We start from the raw sequence: 13,733 nt of genomic DNA on the forward strand, positions 1-13,733 counted from the left end.
CCCCGCCAGTCTCCCCCGCCCGTCTCCCGCGCCACGCCGCACTGCCCGCCCTCGCGCTGGTCGCCGCGCTGCTGGGAGCCTGCAGCCAGCCGCAGGAAGGCGACCCGGAAGCCCGCGCCAGCCGTATCGAACCGGTCGCGAAAATCTCGCTGAAGGTGCAGAAGGTCGCGCCGGGCAGCCGCAGCGGCGAACAGGTCTACCAGGGCACCTGCGCCGGCTGCCACGCCGCGGGCGCACTCGGCGCACCGAAGACGGGTGACGCCGCCGCGTGGGCGCCGCGCATCGCGCAGGGCTTCGACACGCTGACGAAGAACGCGATCGGCGGCATCCGCCAGATGCCGCCGCGCGGCGGCGGCGCCGATCTCACCGATACCGAGGTTCAGCGAGCGGTGGCCTACCTGGCGAACAGCGGCGGCGCGAAATTCGCCGAGCCGCCGGTCGCGAAATAAGACGAGGAGTGCCGCGGGGCAGGGCGTTGCCGCCCCCCGCGCCGTCTGCGCTGCCTCAGTAGACGAGACAGACCTCGCCGGCGATCTTCATGTCGACAGCACCGGCGCAATTGACGGTGCCCTCGACTTCGAGGCGGCCCCCGCCGGTCGGCGCGAAGATGCCGCGTCCGCTCTGCGGTTCGGTAATCTCGCGGAAGCTGCCGTACTGCATGTCCATGCCCGGAATGCCGCAGCTCGTGAATTGCGGCATGCCGTCGTAGCGGCTGAGCGCGACGACCTGAGAGTGCACGGTCTGCCCGAACTCCGAGATTGTGTCGCTGCACACCAGCGTGTGCGTGAAGCCCCCGAAAGTGCCGTCCGGGTTGAAGAAGGCCTTGCCCTGGATACCGCAGTTGAGCTTGAGTTTGTCATCGATCTTGCCGGCGAGGACGCCCAGCGTCTCGCCCGGTCCGATGGCGTTCGTCGTGACCTTCCCGCTGATCGGCGCGAGCCGCCCCAGGCAGGCACGTTCTTCGGCGCTCGCTGCGCCGGACGAGAGGGCCAGGACGGCGACCGTCGCCGCCGCCGCGCCCCGAACCAGGGACTTCACCAAACCCGAATACTCTTTGTTCATCAGTTCAGCTCCACCGGAAATGTCGATTTGAAGGCCCGCATCTGTCGTCCAGGCGATGGCAGTCGGGCAGGCAGAATCCTGCGGGGCATTGTACGGAGATGCATTATGAGTGGGTGAAAATGCGCAGTGCGCTGCGGAAACCGTCACGGCGGACGGCTGCGCGCCATGCTCCACCACCCGCACACACCGGTCTCCATGACGGCGGCTTGACCGGCCACGACGAACGCGGGATGCTTGCCCGATGCCGGCACACCCCGGCGTGCGGCGCCTGCTCGGCGGTTCCTTCTCGCCGCAATCGGCGGGTTCAGGACGGCCTCAGCGCCCTTCCAGCATCGCCATCAGGTTCGCGATGCGCGCCCGCCCCTCTTCCTTCGACACCGGCGCATTGGTCTTGCGGTCGCTCATCCTGATGTCGCCGCCCATCTCGGCGATGAAGCGCGACGGTTCGCAGGTGCGCGTCTCCTTGCCCGCCTTGCGCCGCTCGCACCACGTGATGTTGAGCGTGCGCTGCGCGCGCGTGATGCCCACGTACATCAGGCGGCGCTCCTCATCCACCTTGTCCTCGTCGATCGACGACTGGTGCGGCAGCAGGCCTTCCTCGACGCCGACCAGGAACACGTGCTTGAACTCCAGCCCCTTCGACGCGTGCAGCGTCGCGAGCTGCACGCCGTCGAACTCGGCGTCGTCCTTATCCAGCATCGAGATCAGCGCGATCGTCTGCGTCAGCTCGATCAGATTCTTGCCGTCCGCCTCGCCCTTGCGGCCCAGCCAGCCGACGAAGTCGCGCACGTTGCTCCACTTCGACTCCGCCTCGCGCGTGTCGAGGTGCTCGAACAGCCACGCCTCGTAGCGGATCGCCGCGAGCAGGTCCTCCAGCACGCGCGCGGCCGGCTCGCGGTGGGCACGGTACTGCATGCGGTTGATGAAGTTGCCGAACTCCTGCAGCTGCTCGAGTTGGCGCGCGTTGAGCGCATGCGCCACGCCTTCCTCGAACACCGCCGCGAACAGGCTCACGTGGCGACGCCCGGCGTAGTTGCCGATCGCCTCGATCGTCGCCGCACCGACCCCGCGCCGCGGCGTCGTGATCGCGCGGATGAAGGCAAGGTCGTCGTCCTCGTTCATCAGCAGGCGCAGCCACGACATCAGGTCGCGGATCTCCGCCTTGTCGAAGAAGGACTGCCCGCCCGACATCACGTAGGGGATCTTCTGGTTCCTGAGCTGCTGCTCGATCACCCGCGCCTGGTGATTGCCGCGGTACAGGATCGCGTAGTCGGAGAACTTGGTGCGGTGCTCGAACTTGTGCGCGCTGATCTTCGACGCGATCCACTCCGCCTCGTGGTCCGCGTCGCGGCACGCCGTCACCGCGATCTGCTCGCCGTCGCCGTGCTCGGACCACAGCTGCTTCTCGAAGAGCTTCTCGTTGTTTGCGATGACCGTGTTCGCCGCGGTGAGGATGCGCCGCGACGAGCGGTAGTTCTGCTCCAGCTTGATGACCTTCAGCTTCGGGTAATCCTGCTGCAGCAGCTTCAGGTTCTCGACGTCCGCGCCGCGCCACGCATAGATCGCCTGGTCGTCGTCGCCCACCGCGGTGAACGCCCCGCGCACGCCGGAGAGCTGGCGCAGCAGCCGGTACTGCGCCTTGTTCGTATCCTGGTACTCGTCGACCAGCAGGTAGCGCAGCTTGTTCTGCCAGCGCTCGCGCACGTCCGGGTTCTCCTCCAGCAGGCGCACCGGCAGCGAGATCAGGTCGTCGAAATCCACCGCCTGGTAGGCGCGCAGCGTGCGCTCGTACTCGGCGTACAGCATCGCCGCGGCCGACGAGATCTCGTCGTCGGCAAGCTGCGCCGCCTCCGCCGGCGTGATCATCGCGTTCTTCCAGCCCGATATCTGCCACTGCATCGCCTTCGAGCGTGCCTTGTCCGAATCGCGCGAGATGTCGGCGACGATCTGCACCGTGTCGGACGCGTCGAGGATCGAGAACTGCGGCTTCAGCCCGCAGTGCACCGCCTCCTGGCGGATCATCCGCACCCCCAGCGCGTGGAAGGTGCACACCGTCAGGCCGCCCGGTGCGCGCCCGCCCATCAGGCCCGCTACGCGCTCCTGCATCTCCTTCGCCGCCTTGTTGGTGAAGGTGATCGCCGCGATGTTCGACGGGTTCATGCCGCACTCGTTGATCAGGTAAGCGATCTTGTGCGTGATCACCCGCGTCTTGCCGCTGCCCGCGCCGGCCAGCACGAGGCTCGGTCCGTCGAGGTAGCGGATCGCTTCGCGCTGCGGAGCATTCAGGAGAGCGGACATGGGCGTTGCGGACGGGACTGCGGTGGTGAAAAAGACAGCGCCACCCGTGGGCGGCGCCAGGCTGGATTTTACCGCATCGCCTCCGACGCATCGGCGCGCTTACAACCCGACGCGGGCGCGGTCCGTCTGCGCGTGGATGGGCCGACTCTGTGGGGGCACACCGCAATGCGCCGGGCGTGTCCGGCCCGCTACTGCCCCAGCATCCCGAACACCTTCTGCGCCAGCGAACCCGCCGCCTGCACCGGATTCCGGCGGATCGCGCGCTCCTCCTCGCCGATCATCAGGTACAGGCCGTCGAGCGCCTTGCGCGTCACGTAGCCCTCGATCTGCGCGTCCTCGCCCTTCACCAGCCCGAAGCTCGCGGCCTGGCCGGCGAGCTTGTTGTACTGCTCGGCGAGCGCCAGCCGGTCGGTGCTCTGCTTCACGACGGGCAGGAATTTCTCCGCGAGGCGCGCCTGCGTCTTGGACTTGAAGTAACGCGTCGCCGCATCGTCGCCCCCGGTCAGGATGCCGCGCGCGTCCTCGACCGACATCTGCCTCACCGCATCGACGAGCAAGGTCTTCGCCTCGGGCACCGCCGCTTCGGCGGCGCGGTTCATCGCCGTCACGAGCTTGTCGAAATCCTTGCCGCGGCCGGCCATGCGCATCACCGGCTCGACCTGCGCGAGCCCGTCGGGCAGCGGGATCTTCACCTTCTTGTTGGCGAGGAAACCGTCCTTGCGGCCCAGCATCTCGACCGCGCGCCCGGCGCCCTGCGTCAGCGCCTCGCGCAGGCCGCCGGAGGCCTCCGAGTCGGTGATGTTCCCCAGTCCGGCCGCCCAAGCCGGCATACAGATGACAAGCAGGGCGAAAGCTCGCAGAATGCAACGCATGATGGTCTCCAGGGACGGGTTTCACTCGAAGCGCCCGTGAGCATACCCCCGTGACGGGTAACGTGTGCGTGCCGGAGTTACCCTTTTTTCATTTATTGGACTTGGCCCCGAGGCACTGTGGTGCAAGGGGTGGCAACACGGAGAACTCATGATGACGGCAACTGCCACACGCAACGGCACACTCTCCGAAGCCGAACTGCTGGCGATGCCGGCGGACGACTACATGAACGCCGCGCAGCTCGAATTCTTCCGCCGGCGCCTGCTCCAGCTGCAGGCCGAGCTGCGCGAAAACAGCGAGGAAACCCGCTCGCACCTGCGCGAAACCGTCGCGACCCCGGACGAGGCCGACCGTGCGACGCAGGAAGAGGAGCAGGTGCTGGAACAGCGCATCCGCGACCGCGAACTGAAGCTGCTGCACAAGGTGGAAGCCGCGCTGCGCCGCATCGAGGACGGCAGCTACGGTTACTGCGAGGTCAGCGGCGAGCCGATCGGCGTCGGCCGCCTGCTCGCGCGCCCGACCGCGACGCTGAGCATCGAGGAGCAGGAACGACACGAGCGCGAGGAACGCCTCTACCGCTAAAGGGGAAGTGCGCGGCCGGGGGGCTTCCCCCCGGTTCCGCGCCCTTCCTCGCTAACGGCCAAGTTCGGGGCTTGTGAAGAAATCGTAGCGAGCGGCCCGAGTTCGGCCCGAGAAGCGCAGCCGTACAAGCGGTACGGCGAGCATCACAGGGGCGAAATCGGGTCGCGCAGTAGATTTATTCGCAAGCTCTCAGACCACGCCAGCGCCGTGGGCCTGTTGGTCGGCCCAGTAGCTCGACCGCACCATCGGGCCGCAGGCGGCGTTCTTGAAGCCCATCTTCAGCGCTTCGGTCTCGAACATCTTGAAGGTGTCCGGGTGCACGTAGCGCAGCACCGGCAGGTGGCCGGTCGAGGGCTGCAGGTACTGGCCGATCGTCAGCATCTCGACGTCGTGCGCGCGCAGGTCGCGCATCACCTCGAGGATCTCCTCGTCGGTCTCGCCGAGCCCCACCATCAGGCCCGACTTCGTCGGCACCTCCGCGTGGCGCGCCTTGAATTCCTTGAGCAGCTTCAGCGAATAGGCGTAATCCGCACCCGGACGGGCCTGCTTGTACAGGCGCGGCACCGTCTCGAGGTTGTGGTTCATGACGTCGGGCGGCGCCTGATCGAAGATTTCCAGCGCGATCTCCATGCGGCCGCGGAAGTCCGGCACCAGTACCTCGATCGCGGTCTTCGGCGACGCGGCGCGCGTCTCGCGGATGCAGTCGACGAAGTGCTGGGCGCCGCCGTCGCGCAGGTCGTCACGGTCGACGCTGGTGATCACGACGTAGTTGAGGCGCATCGCGGCGATCGTCGCCGCGAGATCCTTCGGCTCGTCGGGATTGAGCGGCTCGGGCCGTCCGTGGCCGACGTCGCAGAACGGGCAGCGGCGCGTGCAGATGTCGCCCATGATCATGAAGGTCGCCGTGCCCTTGCCGAAGCATTCATGGATGTTCGGGCAGGAGGCTTCCTCGCACACCGTGTGCAGCTTGTGGTCGCGCAGCGTCGCCTTGATCTCGTTGAAGCGCTCGGCTTCCTGGCCGGCGCCGAGCTTGATGCGGATCCACTCGGGCTTCTTCAGCCGCTCGGCGGGCACGATCTTGATCGGGATGCGCGCGGTCTTCTCGGCGCCACGCTGCTTGCGGTTCTCGTTGTCCATCTGATGTCTCTCGTCTCTTCGGGGGTAGCGGGCGCTTGTGGCGCCCGCCGCATTATGGCCTGTCGGTGGCCGGTCGGGGTGCGAGCAGGCGCTCGAGATGGGCAAGCAGGCGCTCCCCCACGTCGGCGACGCCGTTGGTCACGCCGAAATCCTTCATCCTGATCGTCTGCAGCCCCTCGTAACCGCAGGGGTTGATCGCCGAAAACGGCGCGAGGTCGACATCGACGTTGAGCGCTAGGCCGTGGTAGCTGCAGCCGTTCCTGACGCGCAGGCCCAGCGCCGCGATCTTGTCGCCATTGATATACACGCCCGGCGCGCCGTCCTTGCGCGCGGCCGCGAGGCCGTAGTCCGCGAGGCAGTCGATGAGCGCCTGCTCCATCAGCGTCACCATCTCGCGCACCTTGAGGCGGCGGCGGTGCAGGTCGATGAGCAGGTAGACGACGATCTGGCCGGGGCCGTGGTAGGTGATCTGGCCGCCGCGGTCGATCTTCACCAGCGGGATGCCGGTCTCGCGCAGGAGGTGCTCGGGCTTGCCGGCCTGGCCCAGCGTGAACACCGGCGGGTGCTCCAGCAGCCACAGCTCGTCAATCGTCGCGTCCGTGCGTGCGTCGGTGAACGCCCGCATCGCCGCCCAGGTCGGCTCGTACTCGACCAGGCCGAGACGGCGCACGACCAGCGGCACGGCGCCCACCACCTGCACTACAGCACCACCTTCACCAGCGGGTGGGCGGACAGCTCGCGGTACAGCGCATCGAGCTGCGCCTTCGACTCGGCGCGCACGGTGCAGGTCAGGGAAAGGTAGTTGCCCTTGCTCGACGGCCGCATCTGCACCGTCGCGGGATCGAAATCCGGCGCGTGCCTGCGCACGACGTCGACGACGACCTGCGCGAACTCGTCCACGCGCGCGCCCATGATCTTGATCGGGAAATCGCAGGGAAATTCGAGGAGGGTTTCGGGGTTCTGGTCAGCCAACGCGCATCACCGTGTTCTTGAATTCCTGGTACCAGGCATGCATCTCGCGCCCCACCGGCCCGGGCCTGCCGTCGCCGACCGGGCGGCCGTCGAGGCTGGTGATCGCGAGCACTTCCTTGGTCGACGAGGTGAGCCACAGTTCGTCGGCCGTGCGCACCTCGTCCTCGAGGATCTCGCGCACCCGGTGTTCGAGTCCGTGCGTGGCGGTCAGTTCCAGCACCACGTCGTAGGTGATGCCGGGCAGCATGAGGTGGCTCTTGGGCGGCGCGAGCAGCACGCCGTCGCGCACGACGAAGATGTTGGAGGCCGCGCCTTCGGTGAGGAAGCCGTCACGGAACAGCACCGTCTCGGCGCAGCCCTTGTCGATTGCGACCTGGCGCAGCAGGCAGTTCGCCAGCAGCGCGGTGGTCTTGAGGTCGCAGCGCGCCCAGCGGAAATCGGCTGCGCTCACGGCTGCGACGCCGTTCGCCAGCACCTCGGCCGACGGCGTCACGAGCGCCTCGCTCATCAGGAACACCGTCGGACGCATCACCGCCGGGAAGGCGTGGTTGCGCCGCTCGTCGGGGCCGCGCGACACGTGCAGGTAGATCGACTGGTCCACCCAGGCGTTGCGCGCGACGAGCTCGTTCACGATCGCTTCCCAATCCGCGGCCGTGTGCGGGTTCGGGATGCGCACCGCGTCCAGCGTGCGCCCGAGGCGCGCGATATGTTCGGCGATGCGGAAGGGACGGCGCGAATACACCGGGATCACCTCGTAGGCGCCGTCGCCGAAGAGGAAACCACGGTCCATCGGCGAGATGCGCGCCTCGGTCAGCGGCAGATAGGTGCCGTCGAGGTAACAGATGCTCATGAGCGCCTCCGCGGGCTTACAGGCTCTTGATCCACATCACGATCGTATCCCACAGGCGGCCGAAGAAGCCGGCGACGGGAACGTCCTGCAGCGCGACGACCGGGTATTCGCCGATCGGCTGGCCGTCGAGCGTGAGCTGCAGCGTGCCGACCTGCTGGCCCTTCTGCAGCGGCGCGACCACCGGCTGCTGGCTGGTGAGCTGGCTCTGGATCTTCTCGGCCTGGCCCTTGGGTAGGGAAATGACGAAATCGTTGAGGAATCCGACCGGCAACTCGTTGGTCTCGCCCTTCCACACGCGGAAGCGCGACAGCTCCTGGTTCGCGGAATACAGCCTGGCGGTGTCGAAGAACTGGAAGCCGTAGTTCAGCAGCTTGAGCGATTCCTGCGCGCGGATGGTGTCGGAATCGGTGCCCAGTACCACCGACACGAGGCGACGCTGGCCGCGCAGGGCCGACGCGATCAGGCAGTAGCCGGCCGCCGCGGTGTGGCCGGTCTTCAGACCGTCGACGGTCGGATCGAGCCACAGCAGGCGGTTGCGGTTCGGCTGCGTGATCTTGTTGTAGGTGTATTCCTTCTGCGAGTAGTAGCGGTAGTACTCGGGGAAGTCGCGCGAGATCGCCGACGCGAGCAGCGACAGGTCGCGCGCGGTGGTGTAGTGGTTGGGGTCGGGCAGGCCGGACGAGTTCATGAAGCTGGTGTTCTTCATGCCCAGGCGCTGCGCCTCGCGGTTCATCAGGTGGGCAAAGGATTCCTCGCTGCCGGCGATCAGCTCCGCGAGCGCGACGCAGGCGTCGTTGCCCGACTGGATGATCATGCCCTGCACCAGCTCCTCGACCGTGACCGGCTTGTCGGGCTGGATGAACATGCGCGAACCTTCCATGCGCCAGGCCTTCTCGGACACGGGCACGGTCTGCTGCAGCGTGATGCTGCCGCTCTTGAGCGCCGCGAAGGTCAGGTAGGCGGTCATCAGCTTGGTCAGCGACGCGGGCTCGATGCGCGCGTCGGCCTCGCGCGCGGCGAGCACCTGGCCGGTGGCCTGGTCCATCAGCAACCAGCTGCGGGCGGCGAGCGTGGGGGGCGGGACGTTCTGGGCGGAGACTGCGAAGGAGACGACGGCAAACAGCAGGGCAACGAGGAAGCGCATGAGGATCGGCTGGCGGGTGGCAGTGGGCAGACAGAGGCGGCAAGGCCTCAGGGCCGGGGCAAAGGTTCGATTATAAAGGCTTGCCCGGTCCCCGGCAGGAGACTGATGCATGCCGCAATTGGTTCAGATTGCATCAGCGCGTAACGACGAAGGGGCGGAACTTCAGCTCCCGCGCGATGCGCTCGGCCTCGCCCTTCGCCTCCTCGACCGACGCGAAGGGACCCAGGTGCAGGCGGTAGCGCTTGCCGTCGGCAAGGACTTCGAGGCGGTCGGCATGCTCGGCGAAGGCGTCGCGCACCATGCCGCGGAAGCCTTGCGCGCTCGCGGCGGTGGAAAACGCGCCGAGCTGCAGGAAGATGCCGCGCGTCGCATCGGTGAGCGTGGACGGCTCGGCCAGCGCGAGCTGCACCGGCGGTTCGGCCGGCGCCGGCGTCGGCGGCACCAGGGCTGCCGGCCGGCGGCCGGGCAGCGGCGGGACGGGTTTTTCGGTCGCGACCATCTCGACCCCGTCGGGCACGATGGCCTCGACCTCGACCTCCGCACTGCCCACGTTCACATAGCCCAGGCGGTGTGCAGCGGCGTAGGAAAGATCCATGATGCGGCCCTTGTGGAAGGGCCCGCGGTCGTTGATGCGCACGACCACCGAGCGCCCGCTCGCGCGGTGCGTGACGCGCGCGTAGCTCGGGATCGGCAGCGTCGGGTGGGCGGCAGTCATCGAGTACATGTCGTAGGGCTCGCCGCTGGACGTCGGCTTGCCATGGAAGCGCTTGCCGTACCAGCTCGCGCGTCCGAGCTGGCGGAACGGCATCACCGCCTTCGCCGGCACGTAGTCCGCGCCGAACACGTTGTAGGGGCGGTTGGCGAAGCGGTGCAGCGGCTCCGCACGCGGCTGCGCATCGGGAATGTCGTCGAGGTTGGCCGGCGGGTTGTCGCCCGGGCCGTCATCCTTGTAATAGGCGCCGCCGCGCTTCTGCACGACGGCGCTCTGGCCCGGCGCCGGATCGGCCTGGGGTTGTGTCGCGGCGGTGCCGGCCAGCGGCGGCGTCGTGCTGCACCCGGCCAGCGTCAGCACCGCGGCGGCGAGGCCCGCGAACAGCAGCTGGTAGCCGGACGGGCCGGCTTGCAGGGAATGCGTCGGCATCGGTCTGTCTCCGTATTCACGCCTGCGCGAGCACGCGGCTGCGCTGGATGCTCATCAGTATCCCGATCCCGAGACACAGCGTGACGAGCGCGGTTCCACCGTAGCTGATGAAGGGCAGCGGCACGCCCACGACCGGCAGGATACCGCTGACCATGCCCATATTAACGAAAGCATAGGTGAAGAAGATCATCGTGATGGCCCCGCCGAGCAGGCGCGTCGCGAGCGTCGGCGCCATCGCCGCGATGTAGAAGCCGCGCAGCAGCAGCAGCACGTAGATCGCCAGCAGCACGACGATGCCGATCAGGCCGAATTCCTCGGCGAGCACCGAGAAGATGAAGTCGGTGTGGCGCTCGGGCAGGAAGGCGAGGTGGGTCTGCGTGCCGTCCATCCAGCCCTTGCCGAGCACGCCGCCGGAGCCGATCGCGATCGTCGACTGGATGATGTGGAAGCCCTTGCCGAGCGGATCCTGCGTCGGATCGAGCAGGGTGCACACACGGTGCTTCTGGTATTCGCGCAGGCCCGGCCAGTCGACGCCGGGCTGGCAGATCTGGTCGCCGAAGCCGACGATCGCGACGATGCCGATCACGCCGACCGCGACGACCGGCACGATCAGCTTCCACGACAGGCCGGCGAAATAGATCACATACACGCCCGCGGCGGTCACGAGCAGGCTCGTGCCGAGATCGGGCTGCACCATGATCAGGCCGACCGGCACGACCAGCAGCAGGCCCGCGACGATGAACTCGCGCAGGCCGATCTGGCCCTCGCGCTGCTGGAAGTACCACGCCAGCATCAGCGGCATCGCGATCTTCATGATCTCGGAGGGCTGGATGCGCGTCACGCCGACGTCGAGCCAGCGTGTCGCCCCTTTCGAGGTCTCGCCGAAGAGATCCACCGCGACCAGCAGGAGCACGCCGATCAGGTACAGCGGCAACGCGAGGCTCAGCAGGCGCTGGGCCGGCAGGCGCGCCGTCGCCCACATCGCCGCGAGCGCGACGGCGGTGTTCACCTGCAGCGACGGGATGCGCTCCGGCGATGCGCTCATCATCACGACGAAGGCGTAGGCGAGCAGCAGGCCGAGCAGCAGCAGCAGCGGCAGGTCGATCGGGCGCAGGAAGCCGCGGAGCAGCTCGCGCGGGTGGAAACGCGTGTCGGTCATTCGGAAGGAGGCTCCCGGTCTTGTCCGCCCGCTTCCGGCGCTGCGGGTTCCGCGGCCGCCGCGGGCGCCCCCGCGTGCGGATGGCCGGCATGCTCGTCGCTCTCGTCGCTCTCGTCGGCCGCGTCGGCATCCTCGCCGGCCGGCTGGTCGCGGCGCTTGCCGAGCAGGTGGAAATCGATGACCTGGCGTGCGATCGGCGCCGCCGACTGCGCGCCGAAGCCGCCGTTCTCGACCAGCACCGCGAGCGCGATGGTCGGCTTGTCGGCCGGCGCGTAGGCGATGAACCACGAATGGTCGCGCAGGCGTTCGCTCACGCGCCCCTCGACGTAGCGCTGGCCGCGCAGCGAGAACACCTGCGCCGTGCCGGTCTTGCCGCCGGACGAGTAGGGCGCGCCGGCGAAGGCGCGCGCGCCGGTACCGGCCTTGTTCACGTCCACCATCGCCTGACGCACCGCGGCCGCATGCTCGGGCCTGAACGGGATGGTGCGGATCGGCGCAGGCTCGACGACGCGCCGTTCGCCGGTCGCGGGATTGACGACATGGCGCACGACGTGCGGCCGGAACAGCTTCCCGTCATTGACCAGCGCCGCCACCGCGTTGGCCATCTGCAGCGGCGTGTAGGCGTTGTAGCCCTGGCCGATGCCGACCGAGATCGTCTCGCCGCCGAACCACTTCTGGTGCTCCTTCTTGCGGAAGCGCTTCTTCTTCCATTCCGGTGTCGGCAGCACGCCCTCCGCCTCGCCGGGCACATCGATGCCGGTGCGCGAACCGAAGCCGAAGGGGCGCATGAAGTTCGCGATGCCGTCGATGCCCAGATCGTTGGCGAGCTGGTAGTAGTAGGTGTTGCACGACACGACGATGGATTTGGGCAGATCGACCATGCCGTGCCCGCCGATCTTGTCGTCCATGAAGCGGTGGCCGCCGAACATGAAGTAGCCCGGATCGGCGATCGTCTGCGTGATCGTGCGCTTGCCCGCCGACAGGCCCGCCATCGCCATGAAGGGCTTGAAGGTCGAGCCGGGCGGGTAGGCGCTGAAGATCGCGCGATTGACCAGCGGGTGGTCGGGCGATTCGTTGAGCGACTTCCAGTCCTCGGTCGAGATGCCGTCGACGAACAGGTTGGGGTCGTACCCGGGCTTGGACACCAGCGCCAGCACGCCGCCGGTCGCGGGCTCGATCGCGACGAGCGCCCCGCGGCGCTTGCCGAAGGCCTCCTCGGCGACCTTCTGCATCTCGATGTTCAGCGTGAGCTCGAGGTCGTTGCCGGCCACCCCGGGCGTGCGCGCGAGCTGACGCACCGCGCGCCCGCCGGCATTCACCTCGACCTGCTCGGCGCCGGTGATGCCGTGCAACACGGCCTCGTAGCTCAACTCCAGGCCGCTCTTGCCGATGTACTCGGAACCGCGGTAGTTCGCCTCGTCGCCCGATTCCTCGATGCGTTCGCGGTCGCGCTGGTTGATGCGGCCGATGTAGCCGATCACGTGCGACGCGAGTTCGCCATGCGGATAGTCGCGGAACAGGCGCGCCTGCACCTCGACGCCGGGGAACTGGTAGCGCCGCGCGATCACCCGCGCCACCTCCTCCTCGGTCAGGCGTGTGCGGATCGGCACGCTCTCGAAATTCTTGCTCTCTTCGAGCAGCTTCTTGAAGCGGCGCCGGTCGCGCGCGTCGATCTCGACGATCTCCGCCAACCCGTCTATCGTCGCCTCGAGGTCGCGCACGCGCGAGGGCGTGATCTCCAGCGTGTACGCGGCGTAATTGCGCGCCAGCGGAATGCCGTTGCGATCCGTGATCGAACCGCGCCCCGGCACGATGGGCAGCAGCGCGATGCGGTTGTCCTCGGCGCGGGTGTGGTAGTAGTCGTAGCGCACGACCTGCAGGAACCAGAAGCGCGCCACCAGCAGGCCGAAGCACACCGCGATGAAGACGCCCGCGATCACGACGCGGCGGCGGAAGCGCCCCAGTTCCTCGTCGGGGGTACGAAATTCCATCATCAAATGGGCCGGTTGTCGTCCCGGTCCACCGGCTGGTACTGCGGCAGCAGCAACAGGTAGTTCAGCGGCACCCACAGCGCCGCGCTCGTCAGGCTGGACAGGAAGTACCACCACCCGGGGAATTCGGCGCCGGCGACGAGGCGCACGACGACCATGATCACCTGCGTCAGCAGCAGCAGCGGGAACATCTGCAGCGCCTGCTGCGTCGGCGGGAACCACAGCACGCGGCGCGACACCGAGGTCGCCAGATAGCACAGCACGACGTAGGCGAGGGCGTGCTGCCCCATCGCGGCGCCGTGGCCGATATCGACCAGCACGCCGAACAGAAAGCCCGCCCCCATGCCGACGCGCAGCGGCTCGCGGATCGACCAGAAGGCCAGCACCAGCGCGACCCAGTCGGGCACGCCGGGGGTGAGGCCGGTCGGGATGTAGCTCAGCGCGAGCGCGACCAGCAGGCTCAGGTAAGCGAACCAGGTCTTGGCCGGCAGCAGGATGCGGCTGGAACGGTGGGTCGGTTGCATCGC

Annotated in this window: 14 protein-coding genes; 2 read left to right on the forward strand and 12 right to left on the reverse strand. The window is 68.0% G+C overall.

The annotated features are described in order from the left end of the window. The coding region (locus GPA27_RS06395) for a c-type cytochrome (protein ID WP_373322731.1) at positions 1–449 on the forward strand (449 nt) is incomplete at its 5' end. Positions 450–504: 55 nt separating this feature from the next. Here GPA27_RS06395 and GPA27_RS06400 read toward each other — a convergent pair. The 3 genes from GPA27_RS06400 to GPA27_RS06410 form a co-directional block, all read right to left on the reverse strand. Beyond that, on the reverse strand, positions 505–1,062 hold the full coding sequence (locus tag GPA27_RS06400; RefSeq protein WP_169138703.1) for a hypothetical protein: 558 nt from the start codon (positions 1,060–1,062) through the stop codon (positions 505–507). Between the two features lie 315 nt (positions 1,063–1,377). Next, complete coding sequence (locus GPA27_RS06405) at positions 1,378–3,360, reverse strand: UvrD-helicase domain-containing protein (RefSeq protein ID WP_169138705.1); 1,983 nt, start codon at positions 3,358–3,360, stop codon at positions 1,378–1,380. Positions 3,361–3,548: 188 nt separating this feature from the next. Next, complete coding sequence (locus GPA27_RS06410; RefSeq protein WP_169138707.1) at positions 3,549–4,232, reverse strand: DUF4197 domain-containing protein; 684 nt, start codon at positions 4,230–4,232, stop codon at positions 3,549–3,551. Between the two features lie 148 nt (positions 4,233–4,380). On the opposite strand from GPA27_RS06410, the gene dksA reads away from it, so the two are divergent. Then, complete coding sequence (gene dksA, locus GPA27_RS06415; RefSeq protein WP_444541837.1) at positions 4,381–4,812, forward strand: RNA polymerase-binding protein DksA; 432 nt, start codon at positions 4,381–4,383, stop codon at positions 4,810–4,812. 189 nt (positions 4,813–5,001) lie between these two features. Here the strand turns inward: dksA and lipA are convergent, their stop codons facing one another. The 9 genes from lipA to mreD all read right to left on the reverse strand — a co-directional run bounded on the left by lipA (position 5,002) and on the right by mreD (position 13,730). Further along, positions 5,002–5,949: a lipoyl synthase gene (gene lipA / locus GPA27_RS06420; RefSeq protein WP_169138709.1), complete on the reverse strand. Its 948-nt coding sequence runs from the start codon at positions 5,947–5,949 to the stop codon at positions 5,002–5,004. Between the two features lie 52 nt (positions 5,950–6,001). Then, on the reverse strand, positions 6,002–6,649 hold the full coding sequence (gene lipB / locus GPA27_RS06425; RefSeq protein ID WP_169138711.1) for a lipoyl(octanoyl) transferase LipB: 648 nt from the start codon (positions 6,647–6,649) through the stop codon (positions 6,002–6,004). After that, the gene (locus GPA27_RS06430) at positions 6,649–6,921 is read right to left on the reverse strand and encodes an HP0495 family protein (protein WP_169138713.1); all 273 of its coding nucleotides are present in this window, start codon (positions 6,919–6,921) and stop codon (positions 6,649–6,651) included. The genes lipB and GPA27_RS06430 overlap by 1 nt, the downstream gene beginning before the upstream one ends. Further along, positions 6,914–7,771, reverse strand: a complete 858-nt coding sequence (locus GPA27_RS06435) for a D-amino acid aminotransferase (RefSeq protein ID WP_169138715.1) — start codon at positions 7,769–7,771, stop codon at positions 6,914–6,916. Before GPA27_RS06435 ends, GPA27_RS06430 begins: the two co-directional genes overlap by 8 nt. Positions 7,772–7,787: 16 nt before the next feature. Then, positions 7,788–8,915: a D-alanyl-D-alanine carboxypeptidase family protein gene (locus GPA27_RS06440; RefSeq protein WP_169138717.1), complete on the reverse strand. Its 1,128-nt coding sequence runs from the start codon at positions 8,913–8,915 to the stop codon at positions 7,788–7,790. A gap of 133 nt (positions 8,916–9,048) precedes the next feature. After that, entirely contained in the window at positions 9,049–10,056 is a 1,008-nt protein-coding gene (locus GPA27_RS06445) for a septal ring lytic transglycosylase RlpA family protein (RefSeq protein ID WP_169138719.1), read from the reverse strand. 16 nt (positions 10,057–10,072) lie between these two features. Then, the gene (gene rodA / locus GPA27_RS06450) at positions 10,073–11,215 is read right to left on the reverse strand and encodes a rod shape-determining protein RodA (protein WP_169138721.1); all 1,143 of its coding nucleotides are present in this window, start codon (positions 11,213–11,215) and stop codon (positions 10,073–10,075) included. Beyond that, positions 11,212–13,209: a penicillin-binding protein 2 gene (mrdA, locus tag GPA27_RS06455; RefSeq protein ID WP_169138723.1), complete on the reverse strand. Its 1,998-nt coding sequence runs from the start codon at positions 13,207–13,209 to the stop codon at positions 11,212–11,214. Before mrdA ends, rodA begins: the two co-directional genes overlap by 4 nt. Continuing rightward, a complete protein-coding gene (mreD, locus tag GPA27_RS06460) occupies positions 13,209–13,730 on the reverse strand; it encodes a rod shape-determining protein MreD (protein ID WP_169138724.1) in 522 nt (173 codons plus the stop codon). The genes mrdA and mreD overlap by 1 nt, the downstream gene beginning before the upstream one ends. Between the last annotated feature and the right edge of the window lie 3 nt (positions 13,731–13,733).

The organism is Aromatoleum toluolicum (assembly GCF_012911005.2).
Lineage (GTDB): Bacteria > Pseudomonadota > Gammaproteobacteria > Burkholderiales > Rhodocyclaceae > Aromatoleum > Aromatoleum toluolicum.

Excerpts from the sequence above, each read along its gene's own strand:
- GPA27_RS06400 (WP_169138703.1), bottom strand. The coding sequence starts at position 1,062 with ATGAACAAAGAGTATTCGGGTTTGGTGAAGTCCCTGGTTCGGGGCGCG.
- GPA27_RS06405 (WP_169138705.1), bottom strand. The coding sequence starts at position 3,360 with ATGTCCGCTCTCCTGAATGCTCCGCAGCGCGAAGCGATCCGCTACCTC.
- GPA27_RS06410 (WP_169138707.1), bottom strand. The coding sequence starts at position 4,232 with ATGCGTTGCATTCTGCGAGCTTTCGCCCTGCTTGTCATCTGTATGCCG.
- dksA (WP_444541837.1), top strand. The coding sequence starts at position 4,381 with ATGATGACGGCAACTGCCACACGCAACGGCACACTCTCCGAAGCCGAA.
- lipA (WP_169138709.1), bottom strand. The coding sequence starts at position 5,949 with ATGGACAACGAGAACCGCAAGCAGCGTGGCGCCGAGAAGACCGCGCGC.
- GPA27_RS06435 (WP_169138715.1), bottom strand. The coding sequence starts at position 7,771 with ATGAGCATCTGTTACCTCGACGGCACCTATCTGCCGCTGACCGAGGCG.
- GPA27_RS06440 (WP_169138717.1), bottom strand. The coding sequence starts at position 8,915 with ATGCGCTTCCTCGTTGCCCTGCTGTTTGCCGTCGTCTCCTTCGCAGTC.
- GPA27_RS06445 (WP_169138719.1), bottom strand. The coding sequence starts at position 10,056 with ATGCCGACGCATTCCCTGCAAGCCGGCCCGTCCGGCTACCAGCTGCTG.
- rodA (WP_169138721.1), bottom strand. The coding sequence starts at position 11,215 with ATGACCGACACGCGTTTCCACCCGCGCGAGCTGCTCCGCGGCTTCCTG.
- mrdA (WP_169138723.1), bottom strand. The coding sequence starts at position 13,209 with ATGATGGAATTTCGTACCCCCGACGAGGAACTGGGGCGCTTCCGCCGC.
- mreD (WP_169138724.1), bottom strand. The coding sequence starts at position 13,730 with ATGCAACCGACCCACCGTTCCAGCCGCATCCTGCTGCCGGCCAAGACC.